The organism is Nocardioides deserti (assembly GCF_014266025.1).
Lineage (GTDB): Bacteria > Actinomycetota > Actinomycetes > Propionibacteriales > Nocardioidaceae > Nocardioides > Nocardioides deserti.
This window is the reverse complement of record NZ_JACMYC010000007.1, coordinates 59,476-83,604: the sequence shown is the minus strand read 5'-3', so window position 1 is coordinate 83,604 and position 24,129 is coordinate 59,476. Positions and strand designations below refer to the sequence as shown.

21 protein-coding genes are annotated in these 24,129 nt (G+C 73.1%); 9 read left to right on the top strand and 12 right to left on the bottom strand.

Going from position 1 to position 24,129, the window contains the following annotated elements:
• The first annotated feature begins 44 nt into the window (after positions 1-44).
• The 3 genes from H7344_RS13310 to H7344_RS13300 are packed head-to-tail and all read left to right on the top strand — an operon-like array spanning position 45 to position 2,407.
• The gene (locus H7344_RS13310) at positions 45-731 is read left to right on the top strand and encodes a pyridoxamine 5'-phosphate oxidase family protein (RefSeq protein ID WP_308423322.1); all 687 of its coding nucleotides are present in this window, start codon (positions 45-47) and stop codon (positions 729-731) included.
• Positions 724-1,602 carry a diaminopimelate epimerase gene (dapF, locus tag H7344_RS13305; protein ID WP_186346497.1) on the top strand — a complete coding sequence of 293 codons (879 nt, stop codon included), beginning with the start codon at positions 724-726 and terminating at the stop codon, positions 1,600-1,602. Before H7344_RS13310 ends, dapF begins: the two co-directional genes overlap by 8 nt.
• Positions 1,603-1,630: 28 nt before the next feature.
• Positions 1,631-2,407 carry an SDR family NAD(P)-dependent oxidoreductase gene (locus tag H7344_RS13300; protein WP_186346496.1) on the top strand — a complete coding sequence of 259 codons (777 nt, stop codon included), beginning with the start codon at positions 1,631-1,633 and terminating at the stop codon, positions 2,405-2,407.
• A gap of 96 nt (positions 2,408-2,503) precedes the next feature.
• On the opposite strand, the gene H7344_RS13295 is transcribed toward H7344_RS13300, so the two are convergent.
• Positions 2,504-3,775: a serine hydrolase gene (locus H7344_RS13295; RefSeq protein ID WP_186346495.1), complete on the bottom strand. Its 1,272-nt coding sequence runs from the start codon at positions 3,773-3,775 to the stop codon at positions 2,504-2,506.
• 185 nt (positions 3,776-3,960) lie between these two features.
• On the opposite strand from H7344_RS13295, the gene H7344_RS13290 reads away from it, so the two are divergent.
• Positions 3,961-4,170 carry a hypervirulence associated TUDOR domain-containing protein gene (locus H7344_RS13290; protein ID WP_166195709.1) on the top strand — a complete coding sequence of 70 codons (210 nt, stop codon included), beginning with the start codon at positions 3,961-3,963 and terminating at the stop codon, positions 4,168-4,170.
• A gap of 76 nt (positions 4,171-4,246) precedes the next feature.
• Here the strand turns inward: H7344_RS13290 and H7344_RS13285 are convergent, their stop codons facing one another.
• Entirely contained in the window at positions 4,247-5,875 is a 1,629-nt protein-coding gene (locus H7344_RS13285; protein ID WP_186346494.1) for a catalase, read from the bottom strand.
• An 82-nt stretch (positions 5,876-5,957) separates the two neighbouring features.
• The gene (locus tag H7344_RS13280) at positions 5,958-6,557 is read right to left on the bottom strand and encodes a nucleoside/nucleotide kinase family protein (RefSeq protein ID WP_186346493.1); all 600 of its coding nucleotides are present in this window, start codon (positions 6,555-6,557) and stop codon (positions 5,958-5,960) included.
• Between the two features lie 104 nt (positions 6,558-6,661).
• Between H7344_RS13280 and hflX the strand changes: the two genes are divergently transcribed.
• From hflX to H7344_RS13265, 3 genes are all read left to right on the top strand, one after another.
• Positions 6,662-8,203 (top strand): GTPase HflX, encoded by a 1,542-nt coding sequence (gene hflX / locus H7344_RS13275; RefSeq protein WP_186346492.1) that lies wholly within the window; start codon positions 6,662-6,664, stop codon positions 8,201-8,203.
• A gap of 95 nt (positions 8,204-8,298) precedes the next feature.
• Positions 8,299-8,445: a hypothetical protein gene (locus tag H7344_RS13270; protein ID WP_186346491.1), complete on the top strand. Its 147-nt coding sequence runs from the start codon at positions 8,299-8,301 to the stop codon at positions 8,443-8,445.
• A gap of 111 nt (positions 8,446-8,556) precedes the next feature.
• Positions 8,557-9,255 (top strand): SGNH/GDSL hydrolase family protein, encoded by a 699-nt coding sequence (locus H7344_RS13265; protein WP_186346490.1) that lies wholly within the window; start codon positions 8,557-8,559, stop codon positions 9,253-9,255.
• 120 nt (positions 9,256-9,375) lie between these two features.
• Here the strand turns inward: H7344_RS13265 and H7344_RS13260 are convergent, their stop codons facing one another.
• The 7 genes from H7344_RS13260 to H7344_RS13230 all read right to left on the bottom strand — a co-directional run bounded on the left by H7344_RS13260 (position 9,376) and on the right by H7344_RS13230 (position 17,510).
• Positions 9,376-10,374: a sugar phosphate isomerase/epimerase family protein gene (locus tag H7344_RS13260; protein ID WP_186346489.1), complete on the bottom strand. Its 999-nt coding sequence runs from the start codon at positions 10,372-10,374 to the stop codon at positions 9,376-9,378.
• 1 nt (position 10,375) lies between these two features.
• The gene (locus tag H7344_RS13255; RefSeq protein WP_186346488.1) at positions 10,376-11,551 is read right to left on the bottom strand and encodes a Gfo/Idh/MocA family protein; all 1,176 of its coding nucleotides are present in this window, start codon (positions 11,549-11,551) and stop codon (positions 10,376-10,378) included.
• Positions 11,548-12,444, bottom strand: a complete 897-nt coding sequence (locus H7344_RS13250; RefSeq protein ID WP_222130644.1) for a sugar phosphate isomerase/epimerase family protein — start codon at positions 12,442-12,444, stop codon at positions 11,548-11,550. The genes H7344_RS13255 and H7344_RS13250 overlap by 4 nt, the downstream gene beginning before the upstream one ends.
• Positions 12,445-12,569: 125 nt before the next feature.
• Positions 12,570-13,769 (bottom strand): substrate-binding domain-containing protein, encoded by a 1,200-nt coding sequence (locus tag H7344_RS13245; protein WP_222130643.1) that lies wholly within the window; start codon positions 13,767-13,769, stop codon positions 12,570-12,572.
• Between the two features lie 38 nt (positions 13,770-13,807).
• Positions 13,808-14,914 (bottom strand): ABC transporter permease, encoded by a 1,107-nt coding sequence (locus H7344_RS13240; protein WP_222130642.1) that lies wholly within the window; start codon positions 14,912-14,914, stop codon positions 13,808-13,810.
• Positions 14,911-15,933 carry an ABC transporter permease gene (locus H7344_RS13235; RefSeq protein ID WP_186346486.1) on the bottom strand — a complete coding sequence of 341 codons (1,023 nt, stop codon included), beginning with the start codon at positions 15,931-15,933 and terminating at the stop codon, positions 14,911-14,913. The genes H7344_RS13240 and H7344_RS13235 overlap by 4 nt, the downstream gene beginning before the upstream one ends.
• On the bottom strand, positions 15,930-17,510 hold the full coding sequence (locus H7344_RS13230) for a sugar ABC transporter ATP-binding protein (protein WP_186346485.1): 1,581 nt from the start codon (positions 17,508-17,510) through the stop codon (positions 15,930-15,932). Before H7344_RS13230 ends, H7344_RS13235 begins: the two co-directional genes overlap by 4 nt.
• A gap of 93 nt (positions 17,511-17,603) precedes the next feature.
• On the opposite strand from H7344_RS13230, the gene H7344_RS13225 reads away from it, so the two are divergent.
• Positions 17,604-18,773, top strand: a complete 1,170-nt coding sequence (locus H7344_RS13225; RefSeq protein ID WP_229706933.1) for an ROK family protein — start codon at positions 17,604-17,606, stop codon at positions 18,771-18,773.
• A 97-nt stretch (positions 18,774-18,870) separates the two neighbouring features.
• On the top strand, positions 18,871-20,892 hold the full coding sequence (locus tag H7344_RS13220) for an ATP-dependent DNA helicase (RefSeq protein WP_186346483.1): 2,022 nt from the start codon (positions 18,871-18,873) through the stop codon (positions 20,890-20,892).
• Positions 20,893-21,053: 161 nt separating this feature from the next.
• Here H7344_RS13220 and H7344_RS13215 read toward each other — a convergent pair whose 3' ends face one another.
• Positions 21,054-22,370, bottom strand: a complete 1,317-nt coding sequence (locus tag H7344_RS13215; RefSeq protein ID WP_186346482.1) for an alkaline phosphatase family protein — start codon at positions 22,368-22,370, stop codon at positions 21,054-21,056.
• Complete coding sequence (locus H7344_RS13210; RefSeq protein WP_186346481.1) at positions 22,370-24,097, bottom strand: alkaline phosphatase D family protein; 1,728 nt, start codon at positions 24,095-24,097, stop codon at positions 22,370-22,372. The genes H7344_RS13215 and H7344_RS13210 overlap by 1 nt, the downstream gene beginning before the upstream one ends.
• Positions 24,098-24,129 lie beyond the last annotated feature (32 nt).

Here is a 24,129-nt window from a genome sequence, read left to right as displayed (position 1 = left end):
AAACGCGGGCGCCCGGCCTCGGTCGCGGGCACTACCGTGGGCACGTGACCGAGACCGTCGCCGCACGCGCCCCCGAGACGCCAGTCGAGACCACCGCTGAGATCACCACCGCTGAGATCACCACCGTCGAGCAGCTCGTCGCGCTGCTGGGCGAGCCGAACGATCGGGCGGTCAACAAGGCGCGACCCTCTCTGCTGCCGGTCGACCGGGCCTGGCTGGCGGCGACGCCGTTCTGCGTGATGGCGACCAGCGACGCCGACGGCCGCTGCGACGCCTCGCCCAAGGGCGACCCGGCCGGCCAGCTGGTCCACGTCATCGACGACCGGACGATCGCCCTTGCGGAGCGGCCGGGCAACCGACGGGCGGACGGCTACCGCAACATCCTCACCAACCCGCACGTCGGGCTGAACTTCTTCATCCCCGGCCGCGGCGACACGCTGCGCATCAACGGCCGCGCACGGCTGGTCAGCGACGCGCCGTGGTTCGACGAGCTGGTCGTCAAGGGGCACCGGCCGCTGCTCGCGGTCGTGGTGGACATCGAGGACCTGTTCTTCCACTGCGCGAAGGCGTTCCTGCGCAGCGGCCTGTGGCAGCCTGAGACCTGGGACCCCGAGGCGACGGTGCCGCGCCGGGCGCTCATCGCCAAGGAGGTCGAGGCCAACGGCATGGACGTCGCGCAGCTCGACGACTACTACAAGCCCGAGAACTACGGGAAGTCGCTCTATGAGTGAGTACCCGTTCCTCAAGGGGCACGGCACCGAGAACGACTTCGTGCTCCTGCCCGACCACGACGGCACGGTCCACGGCGACCTCGACCCGGCCCGCGTCGCCCGGCTGTGCGACCGGCGGGCCGGCATCGGTGGCGACGGGGTCCTGCGCGTCGTGCGGACCGAGGCGTACGCCGCGGCGCGCGAGCACGCGGACCCGCGCGAGGCCGAGTGGTTCATGGACTACCGCAACAGCGACGGCTCGCTCTCGGAGATGTGCGGCAACGGCGTGCGCGTCTTCGCCCGGCACCTGCTCGAGGAGGGCCTGGTCGAGCCCGGCCGGCCGATCCCGGTCGGCACCCGCGCCGGCGTCAAGGTGATCGAGGTCGACGGCGACCGGATCACCGTCGACATGGGCCGCCCGCGGCTGCTCGGGGACACTGAGGTGGCCGTCGGGCCGGCCCGCTGGGCGGCGACCCACGTCGACATGGGCAACCCGCACGCGGTGGCGTTCCTCGGCGACGGCGAGTCGCTCGCGGCCGACGGACCGGTGGGGGCGCTGGCGGAGGAGCCGGCGTACGACCGGGCGGTCTACCCGCACGGGGTCAACGTGGAGTTCGTCCAGCGGCGCGGCGCCGGCCACGTCGCGATGCGGGTCCACGAGCGCGGGTCCGGCGAGACCCGGTCGTGCGGCACGGGTGCGTGCGCGGTCGCGGTCGCCACCGCGCTGGCCGACGGACGCCGCCCGGACGCGAGCGACACCGGCGAGGCCGGCGACGCGACGTACCGCATCGACCTCCCCGGCGGCACGCTGGAGATCAGCTGGACCGCCGACGACCGGGTGCTGATGACCGGTCCGGCGGTCGTGGTCGCCCGCGGAACCACCGCCCTGTGAGGGACGGCGGGCCACTACAGTCCGCTGCATGGAACTCAACGGAGCCAGTGCCATCGTCACGGGCGGAGCGTCGGGCATCGGCGCTGCCTGCGCCCGCCAGCTCGCCGCCCGCGGTGCCGTCGTGGTCGTCGCCGACCTCCAGGCCGACAAGGGCGAGGCCCTCGCCCAGGAGATCGGCGGGGTCTTCGCCCGCGTCGACGTGACCGACACCGAGCAGATCGCCGGCGCCGTGCGCGCCGCCGCCGAGATCGCCCCGCTGCGCGCGGTCGTGAACTCCGCCGGCATCGGCTGGGCCTCGCGCACCATCGGCCGTGACGGCACGCTCGAGTCGGCCCACGACCTCGACGCGTTCAAGAAGGTCGTCGCGATCAACCTGGTCGGCACCTTCGACGTGGTCCGCCAGGCCGCGACGGTGATGAGCACCCAGGACCCGACCGAGACCGGCGAGCGCGGCGCGATCGTCAACCTCGCGTCGGTCGCAGCGTTCGACGGCCAGATCGGCCAGGCGTCGTACTCCGCCTCCAAGGGCGGCGTCGTCGGCATGACCCTCCCGGTCGCCCGCGACCTCTCCGCCGCCGCGATCCGCCTCAACACCGTCGCCCCGGGCCTCATCGAGACCCCGATCTACGGCGAGGGCGAGGGTGCGGAGGCGTTCAAGGCCAAGCTGGGCGAGAGCGTGCTGTTCCCCAAGCGCCTCGGCACCCCCGACGAGCTGGCCTCCATGGTCATGGAGTGCCTGACCAACTCCTACATGAACGCCGAGACCATCCGCGTCGACGGCGGCATCCGGATGCCTCCCAAGTGACCTGACGCCTCGCGGACGACGCCTCGTGCTGCCCAGCGTGCGCTCCGGCGCACTCCTGGCAGCACGAGGCGTCTTGCATGTCCGGGGGCGTCCAGCTCAGCGGACCCGGAGCACCACCACGGCGGACGTCGAGGGCGTGTACGCCGCCGGGTCGGCCGGCACGTAGCGGGCCCGCAGCCGGTGCGGTCCGCGCACCAGCGTGCTGGGCAGGCGGTACGTCGCCCGGCCGGCCACCAGCCGCTTCGTGGCGAGCACGCGTCCGCCGTCGCGGATGACGACCGCCCCGCGCGGGGTCGCCGCGGCGCGCACCCGCACGGTCAGCCGCACGTCGCTGTGGCCGTGGGCGACCCGCGTCCTCGGAAGGTGGAGCGACGCCGTCGTGGGCAGGGCGGCCTCCGGTGCGGCCGGGGTCTCGGCGTGCAGCACGTGGTCGTAGACGACCGCGGCGACCTGGTGGACGAACGGGTCCGCGGCGTCGTACCACGCGTCCCCGACGTACCCGCCGTCGTTCTGAGTGAAGACGCCGATGCCCACCTCGCGGCCGGACAGCATGAGGAACCCGAGGTCGTGGCTGACGGTCGCGTTCTCGCCGGTCTTGTGGGCGAGGAGCCGGCCGGGGACCACCGCGCCGAGCTTGGTCTTGACCTGCTGCTTGCGCATCAGCCCCAGGATGTGGCGGGCGCTGCCACGGTCGACGAAACCGGCCGCCGGGCGGCCCTGGTAGGAGCTCCAGTAGAGGTCGAGCAGCTGCTGGTAGCCGTACGGCGTGGCCCACAGGTCGCCGTCGGGGAGGACGACGGCGCCGAACATCTTGCGGCCGAAGTGCAGGTCCTCCTTCGCGATCCCGGCGCCCTCGGCGAGCGCGTTGATGGGGTCGAACCCGCCGACCACGTCGACCAGCTTGTTGGTCGCGGTGTTGTCGCTGACGGTGATCATCAGGTCGAGCATCTCGCCGACGGTCGTGGTGATCGGCCGCGGCCGGTCCTTCAGCACGCCGGACCCGCCGACGACCTCCGGCTCGGTGATGGTGGCCTCGTCGTCCAGGGTCAGCGCCCCGGACTCGACCTGGCTCATCACCGTCGCGGCGAGCGAGAGCTTGATCGTGCTAGCGGTGGTGTAGCGGTCCTGCTTGCCGAGGTAGAGCGTCTGCCCGCCGAGCGCCCCGCCGCTGAGGTCGGAGACGAACAGGCCGAGGGCCACGCCCTCGTCCTTCGCGTCGTCGATGATCGGCTGGAGCCGCTGCGCCAGGGCGGGCCAGGCGCCGGGGTTCTCCGGGGCTGGCGCCGCGGTGCCGGGCGCGGTGGGGGCGATGGTGAGGACGCTGGTGGCGAGCAGGAGGCCGAGAGATCGACCGAGGCGCCGATTCATGAGAGGTGGTGGTCCTTTCGTAGGGGCGCCGCCGCACGTCCGTGCGTCGGCGGGACCCGAGACGGAAGGACGCTAGGGACCGCGTGGTGGCCGGCTGTTTCGACGTGGTTACGCCCGGATTGCCCGTCCGCCGGGAGGCGGCTCGCCAGTCGGCTCGGGTCGACGCGTCGGGGTACCGGCCGCCCATGACGGAGTTCAAGAAGGGCGACAAGGTCGAGTGGAAGTCCCACGGCGGCACCGCCGAGGGCGTGGTGGAGAAGAAGATCACCTCCGACACCCACGCCGCGAAGCGTGACGTCAAGGCGAGCAAGGACGACCCGCAGTACCTCGTGAAGAGCGAGAAGTCCGGCGGGGAAGCCGTGCACAAGCCGAGCGCACTGAAGAAGAAGAGCTAGCACCCGCACGGCACGAGGCCCGCTCCCCGGTCAGGGGAGCGGGCCTCGTCGCGTGTGCGGGGCCGGTGGCCGCGCGTCAGCGCTCGACGACCACCCGCTCGTTCGGGACGCAGTGGGTCATCGTGTGGCCCTCGACGTCGCGAGGGCCGTTCTTGCCGAGGTTGCGGGCCCGCTCGAGCTCCTCCTCCGACAGCGTCTGCGTCGCGAGCGGCTCGAGCCCCCGGACGTCGTCGGCGGTGATGCCGAGACCCTCGCCGACCCGCTGGCCGAGCTCGTCCTCGCACATGAAGAAGTGCCAGACCATCCGCTCCTGGACCTCACGGGTGGCCTCGGAGATGTTGGCGACGAGGTTCTTCACCAGGTCGTCGCGCTCCCAGTCCTCCATCAGCCGGAACCGCTCGCCGGCCTGCGCGTAGTCGTTCGTGCGCGGGATCCGCGCGGTGGTCAGCCGGCCGTTGATCTCCGGGCCGACCTCGCCGTGGCCGGGCTTGGCCGACTCGGCCAGGCCGCCCATCGTCGAGGGCTCGTAGTTGACGTGCGGGTTCTGCCCATCGGCGAGGTCCACGCCGTACGACATCTGGCCACCGCGCTGGTTGGTGTGGACGTCGACCTTGGCGGCGTTGACCGGCAGCTGGAGGTAGTTCGGGCCGACCCGGTAGCGCTGGGTGTCGCTGTAGGAGAAGGTCCGCCCGACCAGCATCTTGTCGTCGGAGAACTCCAGGCCGTCGACGAGCACGCCGGTGCCGAAGGCGATCTGCTCGTTCTCGTTGTGGTGGTCACTGACGTTGCGGTTGAGCGTCATCGTCCCGACCAGCTTGGGCTCGAAGAGCTCCTCCGGCCACACCTTGGTGTCGTCGAGCGGGTCGAAGTCGAGCTCGGGATGGTCGTGGTCCTCCATCATCTGCACGTAGAGGTCCCACTTCGGGAAGTCGCCGCGCTCGATCGCCTCGTAGAGGTCCTTCGAGGCGTGCCCGAGGTCGCCGGCCTGGATGTTGGCGGCGTCCTCCTCGGTCAGCGACTTCACGCCCTCGTGCGGGTAGAAGTGGTACTTCACCAGGTGGGAGACGCCCTCGGCGTTGACCCAGCGGTAGGTGTTGACGCCGAAGCCCTGCTGGGTCCGGTAGCTGGCCGGGATGCCGCGCGGGCTGAACAGGTTGACCAGCATGTGCATCGACTCCGGGGTCTGCGACATGAAGTCGAAGATCCGCGCCGGCTCCTGGCGGAAGGTCACCGGGTCGGGCTTGAGGGAGTGGATGACGTCGGGGAACTTGATGGCGTCGCGGATGAAGAAGACGCCGAGGTTGTTGCCGACGAGGTCCCAGTTGCCGTCCTCGGTGTAGAACTTCACCGCGAAGCCGCGCGGGTCGCGCGCCGCCTCGGAGGAGTCCCGGCCACCGATGACGGTGGAGAACCGGATCGCGAGCGGCGTCCTCTTGCCGGCTTCGGAGAAGATCTTGGCCCGCGTGTACGCCGCGATCGGCTCGTCGCCCCACGTGCCGGTCGCCTCGAACTCGCCGAACGCGACCGCGCCGCGGGCGTGGACGACCCGCTCGGGGATGCGCTCGCGGTCGAAGTGGCTGATCTTCTCGAGGAAGTGGTAGTTCTCCAGCGTCGCCGGTCCGCGGGCGCCGATCGTCCGGGTGTTCTGGTTGTCGGGGACAGGGTGGCCCTGCCGCGTGGTCAGCGAGCGGGTGCCGTCGGCCATGCTCGTGCCTCCAAAGCGTGGTGGGTGAGTGGGCGGACGTCGTCAGGTACCCGACGCGGTCGGGCGCGATCCAGCGGGTCGGTCAGGCCCGGGCGGTGAGGTCCAGCACCCGGTCGGCCCGGGCCGCGACCGTCTCGACGAGCCGGGCGTTCGGCTCGTCCACGTGGGCCACCCAGGCCCGCGCCTCCGCAGGCGACTTGCCGTGCCGCACGTGCCGGGCGACCAACCGCTCGCGGCGCAGGTCGTCGTCGACGTGGAGGTGCCAGACCTCGTCGACCTCCGCGCGCACCGCCCGCCAGCGCGGCTCGTCGAGCAGCAGGTAGTTGCCCTCGGTCACCACCGTCCCGGTCGCCGGCACCGCGATCGCCCCGGCCAGGGCCTGCTCGAGGTCGCGGTCGAACGCGGGGGCGACCACCGCCGGCTCGCACCGGCGCACCCGCCGCAGCAGCACGGCGTACCCCTCGGCGTCGAAGGTGTCCGGCGCGCCCTTGCGGTCGAGCAGCCCGCGGCGAGCGAGCTCGACGTCGGCGTAGTGGAAGCCGTCCATCGGGACCACCGCGAGGCCGTGCTCGGCGGCCAGCGCCGCGGCGTACGTGCTCTTGCCGACGCCGGGCGCGCCGGTGAGGCCGAGCAGGCGGATGCCGGCGGAGGAGCCGGGCACCGGGGGAAAGGGGTTGTCCACAGCCCCAGTCAAGCGGGCATAGTGGAGGGCTCGGAGGCGTTGTGCTCTCCGAGATGACGCTCAGCACGACACCTGGCACGACACCTGGCAAGACACGGAGGCACATGACCAACGCGAACGCACGGGACTTCTCGCTCGACTCCGAGCTGGAGGAGACCCGCGCCTGGGACGACGAGGACCTCGAGGTCACCGTCGAGGACGACACCGACGACATCCAGGACGACACCGACGACGACTTCGAGTCCGGCTACGTCGACGAGCCCGACCCCGAGGAGGAGCTCACCACCGGTGAGCTCGACCTCGCCGAGCGCCACGAGCTGCGCCGCGTCGCCGCGCTGCGGACCGACCTCGAGGACATCACCGAGGTCGAGTACCGCCAGCTGCGCCTCGAGCGCGTGGTCCTGGTGGGCGTGTGGACCGAGGGCAGCGTCGAGGACGCCGAGAACTCCATGGCCGAGCTCGCGCTCCTCGCGGAGACCGCCGGCTCCGAGGTGCTCGACGCGATCTACCAGCGCCGGCAGCGGCCCGACCCGGCGACGTACATCGGCCGCGGCAAGGTCGAGGGGCTCAAGGAGATCGTCGCCGCCACCGGCGCCGACACGGTGATCTGCGACGGCGAGCTCGCACCCAGCCAGCTGAGGAACCTCGAGGACCGGCTCAAGGTCAAGGTCGTCGACCGGACCGCGCTGATCCTCGACATCTTCGCCCAGCACGCGAAGTCCAAGGAGGGCCAGGCGCAGGTCGAGCTCGCGCAGCTGACCTACCTCAAGCAGCGCCTGCGTGGTTGGGGTGGCAACCTGTCGCGCCAGGTCGGCGGCCGTGCCGCCGGCGGTGTCGGCATCGGTGGCCGTGGTCCCGGTGAGACCAAGATCGAGACCGACCGGCGCCGGATCAACACCCGGATCGCCAAGCTCCGCCGCGAGCTGCGCGAGATGAAGGGGACCCGCGACACCAAGCGCCAGGAGCGCCGTCGCCACCAGATCCCCGCGGTCGCGATCGCCGGCTACACCAACGCCGGCAAGTCCTCGCTGCTCAACCGGCTCACCGACGCCGGGGTGCTGGTCGAGGACGCGCTGTTCGCGACGCTGGACCCGACGACACGGCGCACGACGACCTCCGACGGCCGCGTCTACACGATGTCGGACACGGTCGGCTTCGTGCGGCACCTGCCGCACCAGCTGGTCGAGGCGTTCCGCTCCACCCTGGAGGAGGTGGCCGACGCCGACCTCGTGCTGCACGTCGTCGACGGCTCCCACCCCGACCCGGAGGGACAGATCGCCGCAGTGCGCGAGGTGTTCGCCGAGATCGGTGCCGACCAGGTGCCCGAGCTCGTCGTCATCAACAAGGCCGACGCCGCCGACCCGATGGTCATCGCCCGCCTGCGCCAGCGCGAGCCGCACTGCGTGGTCGTCAGCGCCAAGACCGGTGAAGGCATCGCCGACGCGCTCGCCGTCGTGGAGGGCGAGCTGCCCCGACCCGGCGTGGAGTTCGCCGCGCTGCTGCCCTACGAGCGCGGAGACCTGATCAACCGGCTGCACCAGCACGGCGAGATCGACTCCGTCGAGCACACCGCCGACGGCACGATCGTCCACGGCCGCGCCAACGAGGACCTCGCCGGCGAGCTGGCGGCGTACGCGTTGGTCTGACCCGCCGGGGTCGGGCCGCGTCTCCACCCGGGTCGGCTCCCACGCGGGGCGGCTCGCGAGCGGCTCGTGGGGCGCCGTCCGGGTACCGAGCCGCCATGGCCACCGCACCGTTCGAGCCCGACCCGACCGACCCGAGCACCGCCCCGCCCGGCAGCGACCCCGAGCAGTCGCCGAACCCCGTCGCGCCGGGCGAGGACCCCGGCGTGGCGGAGCCCCCGGAGCCTCGGCCGACGGAGTCCTGAGGCGGACCGCCCGAGGAATCGCGCCGACCGGCTCGACCGGAGTTCCTTGCGGTCGGCAACGATCCTGCAACAACCCTCGGTGGGCGGGCGGGAACGGCGCACCATCGTCAGGTGCTCCTCGCCCGTCGCCGTTCGGTGCTCCTCGCCGTGGTCGTGCTGGTGGTCGTCGGCGTCCTCGTCGTCCAGCTGGCCGACCGGGCGCGCGGCACCGGCAGCACCCGCTGCGAGCGGTTCGCCGCGAGCTCGGCCGAGCGGGCGGGGATCGTCACCGGCGAGGGCCGCGACGTCGTGGTCATCGGCGACTCGTGGGCGGCCGGGCTCGGTCTGGACGAGGTGGGTACGTCGTGGCCGTCGCGGCTCGCGGGCCGGGTGCGCGTGGCGGGCTTCTCCGGGTCGGGCTTCAGCGCCGGCGCGAGCGGCTGCGGGCCCGAGGTCTCCTTCGCCGCCCGCGCCGCCGATGCGGTCCTCGGCGGCGCCGACCTCGTGGTCGTCGAGGGCGGGTTGAACGACGTCGACCAGAGCGACGCCGCCGTGCGGGCCGGGTTCGAGCGCCTGGTGGCCGGCCTCGAGCGCCGGGTCGGCGACGCGGCCGTCGTCGTGGTCGGACCGGCGAGCGCGCCCGCGCGCGGGGACGGGGTCGCCCGCATCGACCGGCTGCTGGCCCGGCTCGCGGAGCGGCACGCGGCGACGTACGTCCCCACCAGCGGGCTGGACCTGCCCTACCTCGACGACCGGCTGCACCTCACCCTCGAGGGCCACCGGGCCTTCGGCGACGCCGTCGCGGACGCGATCGCCGCCGCCGGGGTCTGAGCGGTCCCGGCTGTCGCATGTAACGCGGCGTTCGCCACTGTGTCTGCACGCTGCAGCGTACAGGTAGAGCAGCGAACGTTCCGTTACAAGGGCGGCGGGCCGGCCCCGGAGCGGACGCGGCTAGGAGCTGAACGCGGCGTCGAAGGCGGCGGCGGGAGGGTCGTAGTCGAACTGCTTGAGGAAGGCGAGGGCCTCGGGGGCGCCGTGCAGGCGGTCCATGCCGGCGTCCTCCCACTCCACGGAGATCGGTCCGGCGTAGCCGATGGCGGCGAGCGCGCGGAAGCAGTCCTCCCACGGGACCTGGCCGCGGCCGGTGGAGACGAAGTCCCAGCCGCGGCGCGGGTCGCCCCAGGGCAGGTGCGAGGAGAGCCGGCCGTTGCGGCCGCCGCCGAGGCGCAGGCGGGTGTCCTTGCAGTCGACGTGGTAGATCCGGTCGGCGAAGTCGGTGATGAACGCGACCGGGTCGAGGTCCTGCCACATCATGTGGCTGGGGTCCCAGTTCAGGCCGAAGGCCTCGCGGTGGCCGACCGCCTCGAGCGCGCGCACCGTCGACCAGTAGTCGTAGGCGATCTCCGAGGGGTGCACCTCGTGGGCGAAGCGGACGCCGCACTCGTCGAAGACGTCGAGGATCGGGTTCCAGCGGTCGGCGAAGTCGGTGAAGCCCGCCTCGATCCGGGAGGCCGGCACCGGCGGGAACATCGCGACGTACGGCCAGATCGAGGAGCCGGTGAAGCCGACGACGGTGGAGACGCCCATCCGCTGAGCGAGCCGCGCGGTCAGCGCCAGCTCCTCCGCGGCACGGGTGCGCACGCCCTCGGGGTCGCCGTCGCCCCACACGCGGTCCCGGACGATCGCGCGGTGCCGCTCGTCGATCGGGTCGTCGCAGACGGCCTGGCCGGTGAGGTGGTTGGAGATCGCCCAGCAGCCGAGGCCGTGCCGCTCGAGGATCTCCAGCCGCCCCTCGACGTAGCCGGGCTCGTCCCAGCGCCACGCGTCGAGGTGCTCGCCGGAGACGGCGATCTCGAGTCCGTCGTACCCCCAGCCGGCGGCGAGCCGGGCGACCTCCTCGAGCGGCAGGTCGGCCCACTGGCCGGTGAACAGGGTGAAGCGCTTGCCCATCTCAGTCCTCCTGCTGGGTGGTGACGGTCGGTACGGCGACGCGGGCGCCCGAGCGTCCCGCACTCTCCTCGATGGCCGCCAGCACCCGCTGGACGGCCAGGCCGTCGGCGAACGACGGCGCCGGCTTGGTCCCGTTGGCGACCGCGGCCAGGAAGTCGGCGGCCTGCGAGGTGAACGTGCTGTCCCAGCCGAGCACGTGGCCGGGCGGCCACCAGGCGTCGAGGTAGGGGTGGTCGGTCTCGGTGACGAGCACCCGGCGTACGCCGCCGGCGGGGTCGAGCCCGTGGTCGTCGACGCCGAGCTCGTTGAGCCGCTCGAGGTCGAACGACAGCGAACCGGCCGTGCCGTAGACCTCGATCTGCAGCGCGTTCTTGCGGCTGGTGGCCATCCGGCTGACCTCGAGGCTGGCGACCACGCCGGAGGCGGTCTCGAGCGTCGCCCAGGCCGCGTCGTCGACGGTGACCTCCTCGGGCCCGTGGTCGCCGGGCCGCTGCGGCACGAAGGTGCGCAGGTGGCCGCTCGCGGAGACGACCGGCTCGCCGAGCAGGTGGTGCAGCTGGTCGACCACGTGCGAGCCGAGGTCGCCGAGGACGCCGGACCCGGCCGACTCGCGGCGCAGCCGCCACGTCATCGGCGCGGACTCGTCGACGAGCCAGTCCTGGAGGTAGCTGGCCCGGACCTGGCGGACGGTGCCGATCCGGCCCTCGGCGATCATCCGCCGCGCGAGCGCGAGCGCCGGCACCCGGCGGTAGTTGAAGCCGGTCATCGTGACCACACCGCGCTCGGCGGCGGCCGCGGCGGCGGCGACCAGGGCCTCGGACTCGGCCACGGTGTTGGCGAGCGGCTTCTCGACCAGGACGTGCTTGCCGGCCTCGAGCGCCGCGAGCGCGACCTCCGCGTGCAGGTGCCCGGGGGTGCAGACGTCGACGACGTCGACGTCGTCGCGGGTCACGACGTCGCGCCAGTCGGTGGCGGTGTCGGCCCACCCGTAGCGGTCCGCGGCGGTCTTCAGCGCCGCCGGGTCCCGCCCGACCAGCACCTGCTGCCGCACCCGCGGGGCGTCGGGGAAGAACGCGGAGACGTTGCGCCAGGCGTTGGAGTGCGCCTTGCCCATGAAGGAGTAGCCGATCACGGCCACCCCCAGGCCGGGCGCGCCGGTGGGGTTCGCTTCGGTCATGCGGCGCCTCCTGGGGCGTGGGAGCCGGTCAGCGACCGGAGGAAGGTGAGGCCGTCGCGCGCCAGGTCGTCCGGCGAGGCGGCGAGCGGCCGCCAGATCGAGGCGGCCACCGCGATCGAGGCGTTGTCGGGGGTGAAGCTCTCGATGTTCAGTGCGCCGGCATAGCCGACGTCGTCGAGCGCATCGAGCAGCGCCGGCCAGTCGGTCTGGTCGTGGCCGGGTGCGCCGCGGTCGTTGCCGCAGACCTGCACGTGCACCAGGTGGCGGCCGGCCCGCCGGACGGCGTCGGCGCTGGAGCGCTCCTCGATGCCGAGGTGGTAGGTGTCGAGCGCGAGGCCGATGCCCGGGTCGGCCGCGTCGAGGAGCGGTGCCAGCGCGGCCAGCGCCTGGTCGACGGTGTTGACCAGGGAGGTCTCGTAGCGGTTCAGCGGCTCGATGCCGATCGCCACGCCGGCGGCGCGGGCGTGGTCGAGCACCGGCGCGAGGTTCGTGCACCACTCGTCGTACGCCGCGGTGCGCTCGGCGGTCGTCATCCGCCACACGCGGCCGGTGGCGGCGTAGAACGGGCCGCAGACGCTGGGCGCGCCGATCGCGGCGGCGAGGTCGACGCAGCTGCGCAGGTAGTCCTGGGTGCGGGCGACGCTCGCGGCGTCGGTGGCGACGAGGTCGCGGCCGGGGGCCATCGCGCCGACGACGTACGGCGCCAGGCCGGCGTCGCGGACGGCGGCGGCGGTCCGGGCCGGGTCGAGGTGGCCCGGCTCCTCGAGGGGCAGCTCGACCGCGTCGAAGCCGAGCTCCGCGACGAGCGCGAGCATCCGGCGGAGGTCGTCGTCGGTCAGCGGGGAGGTCCAGACCCAGGTGTTGACGCCCAGGGGGCGGGGTTGCGCGCGCACGGGCACACCTTCCGGTCGAAAGGAGTCGGGGAGGCGGGGCGGGGTCGTTCGTCGAGAGGGGACCGGGGTGTCGGCCGGGGGTGGGTCCGTCCACCCCCGGCCGGGCCGGGGTCAGGGGCGCGGGGTCACGGGATCTGGCGCTCCTGCCAGACCTGCGGGTAGCCGGGCAGGTCCTCGCCACCGAACTTCGCGTAGTGGCCGTCGGGCATGCCCTCGTTGGCCTCGAGGAAGTCGGCGCGCTCGTCCTCGGTGATCGGGGTCTGCGGGAGCACCCACTCCTTCGGGACCTCCTCGCCGGCGACGATCTTCTGAACCGCCAGCAGCGGGGTGCGCCACTGGAAGTTGGAGTAGACCGGCGCGAGCCCGGTCAGCCCCGTCTCCTCCCACTTGCGCAGGAAGCTCATCTCGTCCTCGCCGGTCATGACCGGGTAGTCGACGCCCTGGTCCTCGAAGGCCTCGATGGCGGCGACGGCGCCGTCACCGGCGTCCATCCACACGCCTGCGACGTCGCCCTTGGTGAGCTCGTCGGTGATGATGCCCTTGATCTTGGTGGGGTCGGCGCCGGTGAAGTAGTCGACCGCCTCGATGCCGTTCTCCTCGAAGATCTTCTTGGCCGCGCCCCAGCGGGTCTCGAGCACGTCGACGCCCGGCAGGATCCGCAGCGCGACGACCTTGTCGCCCTCCTCGAGGTTCTCGACGAGGAAGTTGGCGGTGTCGATGCCCCAGGCGTAGCCGCCGATGGGGTGGATGAACGTCGTGTAGCAGTCGGTCTCGACGCCGCGGTCGAAGACGATGACCGGCTTGCCGGTCTCGCAGGCGCGCTCGACGGCGGGGGTCATCGCGGCCGTGGAGTTCGGGGAGATGACGAAGACGTCGCAGTTCCCCTCGCTGATGAAGTAGTCGATGTCAGCGATCTGGGTGTTGTCGTCGTCCTGGGCGTCGCGGGTCTCCATCTCGGAGATGACGCCCTCGTCCTGGAGCACCTTCAGCTGCTGGTTCATCGTGATCCAGCCGGTCTGGCGCCAGGGGTTGGAGATCGAGGCGTTCGCGAAGCAGACCTTCTGCGCCTTGTTCGACGTGTAGTCGGCGGTGTCGGTCATCTCGCCGTCGATGTACTGCAGCCACGGCTGCTCGGGGTCGCCCTCGAACGTCGCCGACCGCTGCTCGTCCTGCTCGTCGAAGTCGGCCTGGACGAACCACTCCTCCCCGCCGCCGGACTCCTCGGTCTCCGAGGCCGACTCCTCGCCCGCCTGCGGGGCGGGATCGTCGATGGACTCGTCGGTGCTGCACGCGGCCAGGACGGCCAGGGCAGCGACGGACGCCACGGCGCCCCTGAGCGACCTGCTTCGCAACGGTGTGCGCATCAGTTGTCTCCTGTGGTTGTGCCCGGGGTGGGCTGGTGGTGGGTGAGGTGCCGAGACGAGGGAGAGGTACGTCGGGGGCGGCGGCCGCGCTGCCAGGCGCGGCCGGCCACCGCGACGGCGGCGATGATGATCAGGCCCTGCACGGTGGCGCGCCACGTGGACTCCACCCCGAGGGCCGTCAGCAGGACGAACAGCAGCTCCAGCGCGACGGCTCCGGCGGCGGCCGAGAGCACCCAGCCGCGGCCACCGCCGAGGAGCACGCCGCCGAGGACGACCGCGGTGATGGCGGTGAACTCGTAGCCCTGGCCGACCGAGGGGTGCACGCCGGCGTACCCGACGAGCAGGATCCCGGCGACGGTCGCCGACAGCGAGGAGATGATGAACGCGCGGGTCTTCAGCCACCACAGCGAGCTGCCCGAGACGCGGGCGGCGTCGGCGTTGTCGCCGGCGGCGACGAGGCTGCGGCCGAAGGGGCGGCGCATCGACCACGAGGCGAGCGCGCCGAGCACGAGCAGGATCAGCAGCGGGTAGGGGATGACGTCGACGACCGGCACGTCCTGGATGCCGCCGCGGCCGATCTCGCGGAACGTGTCAGCGGGGTTGCCGGTGGCCGCGCCGCCGGTGAGGTGGTCGACCAGGCCGCCGAGCGCCAGCATCATCCCCAGCGTCACGATGAAGCTGGGGACGCCCAGCAAGGTGGTGCCCAGGCCGTTCAGCACGCCGATGAGCACGCCGACGGCGAGCATCAGCACCATGACCGGCAGGATCCGGCTGTCGTCCTGCCCGATCAGGTTGCCGGCCATCACCACCTGCGCGGCGACGACCGCGCCCATGGAGAGGTCGAACTCGCCGGAGACGATCACGTAGTACTGCCCGATCGCCGCGATCGCGATCGGCGCGGTGCGACCGAGGAAGCGGATGACCACGCCGGGGTCGCCGAAGTTCGGGTTCGCCGCGATGGTGGCCACCAGCAGGAGCAGGACCAGGACGTAGACCGCGCCGCCGGGGGTGGCGAGCGCCGCTGCGGCCCGCCCGCCCAGGCTGCGGTGGTGGTCGGCCAGCGGGGCGCGACCGGCCCGGTCGAGGAGCTGGGTCGAGGTGGTCACTTCGCCTCCTGGAGGGCGGCGTCGAGGCCGGTGGGCCGTTCGAACCGGGCGGGGCGGCGGTCGATCTCGCGGCGGGCGTAGACCGCGACCGCGACGACGATGACGAGCCCGCGGACGACGTCCTGGAGGAAGGCGCTCACGCCCATCACGCCCATGACGTTGTCGAGGACCGAGAAGATCGCGACGCCGGCGAGGGTGCCGACGACGTTGCCCTTGCCGCCGGCGAGCACCGTGCCGCCGAGCACGACGGCCGCGATCGACATCAGGTCGTAGTCGCCCTGGCTGCCGATCGTGGGGCTGCCGACGCTGAGCCGGGCCAGCAGGAGCAGGCCGGCGAGCGCGGCCAGCACCGAGGAGAGGGTGTGGGCGACCAGGACCGGCACCGACGTGCGGATGCCGGACAGGCGGGCGACCTCGCGGTTGCCGCCGACGGCGTACAGGTGGTGACCGGTGCGGGTGCGCCGGAGCATGAGCACGACGAGCACCGCGCAGCCCAGCAGGATCAGCGTGGAGACCGGCACCGGGCCGACCTGCGTGGCGCCGACCAGGCGGAAGGAGCGCGGCGCGGAGCCGTGGCTGCCCTGGTAGTTGGTGGCGAGGTAGCCGCTGATGACCAGGCCGGTGCCGAGCGTCGCGATGAACCCGTGCACGCCGAGGTAGGCCACGATCGCCCCGTTGACCAGCCCGATCGCCGCGGCGACCGCGAGGGCGAGCAGGACCGCGGGGAGCACGTTGCCGTCCTCGCCGGCCATGGTGCCGGCGGCCAGCACGCTGACCAGGCTGACGACGTACGGCACCGACAGGTCGAGGCTGCCGACCAGGATCACCAGCGTCTGCCCGATCGCGATGAAGCCCAGGATGCTGATGCCGGTCAGCAGCGCGGAGATGTTGCCGGAGCTGAGGAAGTTGCGGCCCTCGACCGCGGTGAGCACGAAGCCGACGACCAGGCTGAGGACCAGCAGCACCAGCACGATGCCGGTGGAGGTCAGCGGCGTCCCGCGCCGGAGGAGCGTGCTCATGCGCCCGCCTCCCCAGTGACGCCGGTGACGCCGGTCGCGACCTGGAGCACCTGCTCCTCGGTCGAACCGGCAGGCAGCTCGCCGGCCACCCGGCCGTCACGCATGACGACGATGCGGTCGGACATGCCGATCACCTCCGGCAGCTCGCTGGAGACCATGAGGACGGCGACGCCCCGGGCCGCGAGCGCGCGCATCAGCTCGTAGATGGAGTGCTTCGCGCCGACGTCGATGCCGCGGGTGGGCTCGTCCATCAGCACGACGCGGGGCTCGGTGGTCAGCCAGCGGGCCAGCACGACCTTCTGCTGGTTGCCGCCGGACAGGTACTGGACCTCCTGGTCCATCGCCCGGGCCGAGACCTCGAGCGAGGACAGCAGGCCGGGCAGCTCGCGCCGGGCGGCGCCCGTGCGGCGGGGGAAGACGGCGCGGACGACGCCGAGCGCGTTGTCGAGGATCGTCTGGTTGAGCGCCAGGCCCGTGGCCTTGCGGTCCTCGGTGATCATGGCGAGGCCGGCCCGGATCGCCGCGCGCGGGGAGCGGGGACGTACGTCGCGCCCCCCGTCGCGCCCGCCGATGCGCATGGTGCCGCGGGTCAGCGGCCGGACGCCGAAGACCGCTTCGAGCAGCTCGGTGCGGCCCGAGCCCTGGAGGCCGGCGATGCCGACGACCTCGCCCGCCCGCAGGGTCAGGTCGACCCCGTCGACGTACCCGTTGCCGGCGCCGCGCAGCTCCAGCAGCGGCTCGCCGACCTCGGTGCCGGGCAGCGGGTCGGGGAAGAAGGAGGAGATCGAGCGGCCCACCATGAGGCGGACGAGCTCGGCGTCGTCGAGGTCGGTCGCCGGTTGCGTCGTGACCTGGCGGCCGTCCTTGAGGACGGTGATGGTGTCGCAGAGGTCGAAGATCTCCTTGAGCCGGTGGGAGACGTAGACGATCGCGACGCCGCGGGCGGTGAGCCGGGCGATGACGGAGTAGAGCAGCTCGACCTCGTGCTCGGCGAGGGCGGCGGTGGGCTCGTCCATCTGGATGACGCGGGCGTCGTAGCTGACGGCCTTGGCGATCTCGACGAGCTGCTGCTCGGCGACCGAGAGGGTGCGGACCCGCTGCCCGGCCCGGAGCCCGGTCACGCCGAGCCCGGCGAGCAGCTCGTCGGTGTCGCGGTGCATCCGCTCGACGTCGACGAGGCCGCGGCGGCGGGGCTCCCGGCCGAGGTAGACGTTCTCGGCGACCGTGCGCTCGGGCAGGAGGTTGAACTCCTGGAAGACCGTCGAGAGGCCGGCCTGCTGGGCCTGCACGGGGTGGCTGAAGGTCACCGTCTCGCCGCCGATCTCGACGGTCCCGGCGTCGGGGGAGTGCACGCCGGCGAGGATCTTCATCAGCGTCGACTTGCCCGCGCCGTTCTCGCCGACGAGGCCGAGGACCTGGCCCTCGCGGAGCTCGAGGTCGACGTCGGCGAGCACGGTGTGGCCCGCGAAGGACTTCGTCAGCCCCGACGCGCGCAGCACGACGGCGCCGGCGGACGCGGCCGGGGCGCCGGGGGTCCCGGGGGTCCCGTCGGTCGAGGTGTGCGACGTGGTGGTCACGGACGCACTGTGGCACGCGTCACCCACTTATGTCGAGAGTCCGTCAAAAGTCGACTGCTGGACGTCATGAAGGGTGCGTGGAACACTGCGGCCGTGCGGACCAGCGACGTCTTCGAGCTCCTTCGGGACGGTCGGCCCCGCACCCGCGCGCAGCTCGCCGACCTCTCCGGGCTCGCCCGCTCGACCATCGCGTCGCGGATCGACACGCTCATGCGGCTGGGGCTCGTGGCGCCGTACGGCGGCGGCGTCTCGACCGGCGGCCGCCCGCCCTCGCTGCTGGCGCTCAACCCGATGGCCTGGGTCGTGGCCGGGGTCGACATCGGCGCGAGCCACGCCACCGCGGCGCTGTCGGACCTCAGCGGCACGATCCTCGTGGAGCGCCGGGCCGACCTCGACGTCGCGCTCGGCCCCGACCACGTGCTCGGCTGGGTCGAGCACGTGGTCGCCGACCTGCTCGCCGACCAGCGCCGCGAGGTCCGGGAGCTGGCCGCGATCGGCATGGGGCTGCCCGGGCCCGTCGAGCACTCGAGCGGCCGGGCGATCAACCCGCCGATCATGCCGGGGTGGGACGGGTACGACGTGCCCGGCCACGTGCAGCGCGCGTTCGACGTGCCGGTGCTCGTCGACAACGACGTCAACATCATGGCGCTCGGCGAGCAGCACGCGCACCTGCCCGACGTCGACGACCTGGTGTTCATCAAGGTCAGCACCGGCATCGGCGCGGGCCTGATCTCCGGGGGCCAGCTCCAGCGCGGCGCCCAGGGGACCGCCGGCGACCTCGGCCACGTCGCGGTCGCGCGGGCCGCGGACGTGCTGTGCCGGTGCGGCAACCAGGGGTGCCTCGAGGCGGTGGCGGCCGGTTCGGCCGTCGCTCGAGCCCTCCGCGAGGCCGGCGTCGAGGCGGCCGGCTCCGCGGACGTCGTGACGCTGGTCCGCAGCGGTGACCCGCGTGCCGTCCAGGCGGTGCGCCAGGCGGGGCGCGACATCGGGGAGGTGCTCGCGACGCTGGTCAACATGATCAACCCCTCCGCGATCGTCATCGGCGGCTCGCTCGCCGACGCCGGGGAGAGCCTCCTGGCGGGGATCCGCGAGGTCGTCTACCAGCGCTCGCTGCCGCTGGCCACGCAGCACCTCGCGGTGACCACCTCCCGCGCCGGGGAGCGGGCCGGCGTCATCGGTGCCGCCGCCCTCGCCATCGGCCACGTGCTCTCGCCCGAGCACATCGACCGCGCGGGCGAGCGGCTCGCCGCGGCGGGCGCCTGAGGTCGTCGGACCGCCCCTGGCGTGGTGCTCGTCTCCTCGTCCACAGCCGCGCCGCACGGCGGCCGGAGGTGTCGGCGGGCGCGGTTAGGGTGCTCGGGTGCCACCGACCTCCGCCTCGCCGACCGCGCCGACGACCCGCGTGAGCGAGGTGCTGGCCGGCGCGGTGAAGGCGCTCGGAGGTGCCGAGCGGGCCGGTCAGGTGCGGATGGCCGAGGCGGTCTCGCGGGCGCTCGCCGACGAGGAGCACCTGCTCGTCCAGGCCGGCACCGGCACCGGCAAGTCGCTGGCCTACCTGGTGCCCGCGCTGCTCCACCCCGACCGGGTGGTGGTCGCCACGGCCACGCTCGCGCTCCAGCACCAGCTGGTCGAGCGGGACCTCCCGCGGCTCGTCGAGGCGGTCGCGAAGGACGAGTCCGCCCGCGACGTCGACACGTCGTACGCCGTGCTCAAGGGGCGCTCGAACTACGCCTGCCTCCACCGCGTCCGCGAGGGCGTGCCCGACGACCAGGGCGCGCTGGTGCAGATGCCCGAGGGCTCGATGGGCCAGAAGGTGCTCGAGCTGCGCGCCTGGGCCGAGGAGCAGGCCGAGGAGAGCGGCAGCGGCGAGCGCGACAACGCCCCGCGGCACACCGACCGCGAGTGGCGCCAGGTCTCGGTCAGCCACCGGGAGTGCCTTGGGGCGAGCAAGTGCCCCTTCGGGCAGGAGTGCTTCGCGGAGCTGGCCAAGGAGAAGGCGCAGCGCTCGCACCTGGTCATCACCAACCACAGCCTGCTCGCCATCGACGCAATCGAGGGCGTGCCGATGATCCCGGAGTACGACGCGGTCGTCATCGACGAGGCCCACGAGCTCACCGCGCGGGTCACCCAGGCCGCGACCGACGAGCTGTGGGCGGCCGAGGTCGAGCGGGCCGCCCGGCGCAGCCAGCGCCACGTCGAGGGCTCGCAGGCCGACGACCTGGCCGACGCCGCGGAGGCGCTGCGCTCGGCGATGACCGACGCCCGGCCGGGCCGCTTCGAGCGGATCCCCCAGGAGCTCGGCGACGCCCTCGTGCTGGTCCGCGACGCGGCGCGCGCCTGCCTGTCGGCGTACCCCAAGGGCGACGACAAGAGCGACAAGTCCGCCGACGCCGGGCTGACCCAGGCCAAGGGGTCGGTGCAGGACGTCTTCGCGACCGCCGAGCGGATGGCCGCCGACCTCGACTCCGACGTGCTGTGGATGACCGAGGGCAGCGACCGGATGCCGCCGCGACTGTGCGTCGCGCCGCTGCAGGTGTGGGGCCCGATGCGCGACAAGCTGCTGCGCGAGAAGAGCGTCGTGTTCACCTCGGCGACGCTGATGCTCGGCGGCGACTTCGGGTCGGTGGCGACCAGCGTCGGGCTCAAGCCGTCCGAGCGCGTCGTCGACGAGAGCGCCGACGCGCAGCGCACCGACACCGTGCTGCCGTGGCGGGGGATCGACGTCGGGTCGCCGTTCGACTACGGCCAGCAGGGGATCCTGTACGTCGCCCGCCACCTGCCCCCGCCGGGCCGCGACGGCCTCGTGGCCGCCCAGCTCGACGAGATCGTCGAGCTCATCGACGCCGCCGACGGGCGGGCGCTCGGGCTGTTCTCCTCGCGCCGCGCCGCCGAGACCGCGGCCGAGGCGGTCCGAGAACGCCTCCCGCACCTGACCACGCTCGCCCAGGGCGACGCGCAGCTGCCGGAGCTGGCCAAGCAGTTCGTCGAGGACCCGCACACGGTGCTCTTCGGGACGCTGTCGCTGTGGCAGGGGCTCGACGTCCCCGGTGACACCTGCCAGCTGGTGCTGATCGACCGCATCCCGTTCCCGCGGCCCGACGACCCGCTGATGTCGGCGCGGCAGAAGGCCGCCGACCAGGCCGGCGGCAACGGGTTCATGCAGGTCGCCGCCACCCACGCCGCGCTGCTGATGGCCCAGGGCGCGGGCCGGCTGATCCGGACCACCACCGACCGCGGCGTCGTCGCCGTGCTCGACCCGCGGCTGGCCACGGCGCGGTACGGCGGCTTCCTCAAGGCCAGCCTCCCGCCGATGTGGACCACCACCGACCCCGGCATCGTCCGCAAGGCGCTCGCCCGGCTCTCCGCCTCCGCCAAGGCCTGATCCGCGCGGTCTCCGCCCGCCGGTGGTCCGCGCGGGTCGCTCGGGCGCGGTCGACAATCGCGCAATTGCTGGGAAGTTGCGGTGTGCAAGCGCTTGCGCAGGGACATTTCCGCGCAATTGAACGATCGTCGACGCCCCCTGCCCGCGGCCAGCGGCGGAGCTCAGATCCGCGAGCGGCCGTCCCACCCGCCCCGCGGCGCACCACGGAGCCCGAAGAACGCGGCGATCGTCGGCGCGACGTCGACGGTCGTGGCGAGGGTCGACGAGACCGCCTTCGCCGCGGCCGGGTGGCCGCCGCCGATGAAGAACGGGATCGCGCGGGTGGCGGGGTGGCCGTGGTTGCCGGGGATGGGATTCGCGACGACGTTCGGGTCGCTGAACCGCCACCCGGCGCGGCAGTACGCCACGACGTCGCCGGCGTTCGGCCCGAGCCGCAGCCGCGGGGAGCGCGCCCGGTCGTGGGCGGACAGGACGCCGGGAGTCGCCCGCGCGACGGCCAGCATCCGCTCGACGCCGCGCTCGCGCTGCTTCGCAGGTCCGGTCCAGTAGAGGAGGTCGGCGCCCCCGTTCTGCGCGACGGCGACCTTCCCCGCGAGGAACGGGTCGTCGGCGAGCGGCGCGGTCAGCGAGACCACGCGGTCCGGTCGCGACCAGTCCATCGAGTGGTCGGCGAGCACCACGACGATCGAGCGCTTCCACCGGCCGGTCGACTTCAGCATCGACACGAACCGCCCCACCTGCAGGTCGGTCGAGACCAGCGCGGCCCGGCGCAGCACCTGCAGCGAGCCGCCGGTCAGGTCACTGTGCCCGACCCGGTCGACGTCGCCGAGGTTGACGAAGACCAGGTGCGGGTCGAACTCCTCGACCATCCCCAGCGCGGCCTCCATCGTGAAGAGGTCCGGTGCGTGGTCGGTGACCGGCAGCAGCGGGAACGGCTCCCACCGGTGGGTGGCCCGCTCGCCGAAGATCGTGAACAGGTAGTCCTTGCTCAGCACGGTGCCGGTGCGGAAGCCGTGGCGGTTCAGCCGCTCGATCACCGTGGTGGTGCGGATGTCGCGCGGCCGGTCCATCGTGCGGGTCTCGCCGAGCGCGCGGTCGTAGATCTCGTTCGCGGGCACGCCGCTGCGGTCGGGCCGCACGCCGGCCATCATCATCACGTGGTTCGGCAGTGTCTCCATGACGGGCAGCGAGTGCGCCCGCGGGAAGTGCCGGCCGCCGGCCCGCAGCGCCGCGAGGTTGGGCATCAGCCCGCTGTCGATCTCGTCGGGGCGGCAGCCGTCGACGACGAGCACGTAGGCACGGCGACGGTCACGGTTCCCGGCGGCGTACGCCGGTGAACCGGCGCCCTGCGCGGTCGAGAAGGTCAGCGCGAGCCCGCCGGCGCCCGCGACCTTGAGGACGGTACGCCGGTCGGTCGCGGGGGGCGGGCCGGTCCGGGCGGTCCGGGCGGACGCGGGGTGCTGCTGCGGCGTGCACATCAGCGCACCGGCCGATCGACCGCGACGACCTTGTTGGTGCCGGCCCGGGTGGCGAACGAGCGCGACCAGGTAGCGGGGGTGTTCCGCTCGGTGCGGGACCCGATGACGTACCAGTCCATCTGCACGCGGGCGGGGGTCACGTCGAGCACGGAGTAGCCGTGGGAGTCGAAGTCGAGGTACCTGATGTGTGGGTTGGCGGCCCGGATCACCCGCTCGACCGCGACGCTCGCGGTGCGCGGCGGCACGCCGAGGATGTCCTTGAGGTTGTCAGAGGTGACCGAGGAGCAGACGAACTCCACGCCGGCGGTCTCCGAGGCGAGCGGGTAGAGACCGCGGTCGAAGGGCAGGTCGCACGCCCAGCCGGAGTGGATGTCGCCGGTGAGGAAGACGGTGTCCTTGATGCCGCGGTCGCGGATGTGGGCGAACAGCTCGCGCCGGTCGTCGGTGTAGCCGTCCCACTGGTCGACGTTGTAGGGCAGGCCGTCCTGGGGCAGCAGCCCGGTGACGTCGTTGACCGGGCTGACGAGGTCGGCCGGCAGCGCCGCGAAGGTGACCGGCGCGATCATCACCGGGTTGCCGACGAGCTTCCACTGGGCGGTGTCGCGGCTCAGCGAGTTCTTGAGCCAACGCATCTGCTCGCGTCCGGTGATGGTCCGGTCGGGGTCGCTGACGGCGGGGTCGAGGACCGGGACTGAGACCTGCTCGCTGCGGTAGGTGCGCAGGTCGAGCATGCTCAGCTCCGCCAGCGTGCCGAACCGCAGGCGACGGTAGAGCCGGGTGCCGTCGCCGAGCCGGGCGGTGCCGTCGAGGCGGATCGGCATCCACTCGTCGTACGCCCGGTGCGCGCGGGCCCGGCGACGCCGCCAGCTGCCCTCGCCACCCTTCCCGCCGCCCGGGGTGTGGTTCTCGGCCCCGTCGCGCCAGGCGTCGTTGGCGGACTCGTGGTCGTCCCAGACGGTGATGAACGGCGCGGAGGCGTGGAGGTCCTGCAGGTCGGGGTCGGTCTTGTACTGCGCGTGCCGCTGCCGGTAGTCGTCGAGCGACACCATCTCCCCGGCCGGCTCGTGGCGGCGGACGATGACGTCGCCGGCGCCGTAGTAGCCGGCCTCGTACTCGTAGAGGTAGTCGCCCAGGTGCAGCACCGCGTGCAGGTCGTCGCGGCGGGCGAGGTGGCGGTAGGCGGCGAAGTACCCGGCCTGGTAGTTCGAGCAGGAGACCACCCCGAAGCGCAGGTTGCGCGGGGTGGCGTCGGGCGCGGGGGCCGTGCGGGTGCGACCGACGCGGCTGCGCTGGCCGGCGGCGGTGAAGCGGTAGTGGTACCAGGTCGCGGGCCGCAGGCCGGTCACGTCGAGCTTGACGGTGTGGTCGCGGCCGGCGCTGGTGACGAAGGTGCCGCGGCGCACCACGTCCCGGAAGGCGCGGTCGGTCGCGACCTCCCACCGGACTTCCGTGCGCGGCCCCTTGCCCAAGCCGGGCGTCGCCGACCGCGTGGGCGTCACGCGGGTCCAGATCACCACCGCACGCGGCAGCGGGTCGCCGGAGGCCACGCCGTGCTGGAAGACCCGGTGGCGGGGCTTGGCGCCCGGCCGGTCGGGGGAGGCGGCCGACGGGGACAGGGCGGCGGAGCCGGCGAGCGTCGCGGTGCCGAGGCCGGCGGCCCCGGTGGCGACGACGGTGCGGCGGCCGAGGCCGGCGGGCGCCGGTCGGCCGGGCTGGGTCGTGGTCACGACCCCACAACGACACCGGTCACCGGACGTGA

Bases quoted from the DNA above. Each gene is read 5' to 3' on its own strand.
- dapF (WP_186346497.1), top strand. From the start codon at position 724: ATGAGTGAGTACCCGTTCCTCAAGGGGCACGGCACCGAGAACGACTTC.
- H7344_RS13300 (WP_186346496.1), top strand. From the start codon at position 1,631: ATGGAACTCAACGGAGCCAGTGCCATCGTCACGGGCGGAGCGTCGGGC.
- H7344_RS13295 (WP_186346495.1), bottom strand. From the start codon at position 3,775: ATGAATCGGCGCCTCGGTCGATCTCTCGGCCTCCTGCTCGCCACCAGC.
- H7344_RS13290 (WP_166195709.1), top strand. From the start codon at position 3,961: ATGACGGAGTTCAAGAAGGGCGACAAGGTCGAGTGGAAGTCCCACGGC.
- H7344_RS13285 (WP_186346494.1), bottom strand. From the start codon at position 5,875: ATGGCCGACGGCACCCGCTCGCTGACCACGCGGCAGGGCCACCCTGTC.
- hflX (WP_186346492.1), top strand. From the start codon at position 6,662: ATGACCAACGCGAACGCACGGGACTTCTCGCTCGACTCCGAGCTGGAG.
- H7344_RS13270 (WP_186346491.1), top strand. From the start codon at position 8,299: ATGGCCACCGCACCGTTCGAGCCCGACCCGACCGACCCGAGCACCGCC.
- H7344_RS13260 (WP_186346489.1), bottom strand. From the start codon at position 10,374: ATGGGCAAGCGCTTCACCCTGTTCACCGGCCAGTGGGCCGACCTGCCG.
- H7344_RS13255 (WP_186346488.1), bottom strand. From the start codon at position 11,551: ATGACCGAAGCGAACCCCACCGGCGCGCCCGGCCTGGGGGTGGCCGTG.
- H7344_RS13235 (WP_186346486.1), bottom strand. From the start codon at position 15,933: ATGAGCACGCTCCTCCGGCGCGGGACGCCGCTGACCTCCACCGGCATC.
- H7344_RS13215 (WP_186346482.1), bottom strand. From the start codon at position 22,370: ATGTGCACGCCGCAGCAGCACCCCGCGTCCGCCCGGACCGCCCGGACC.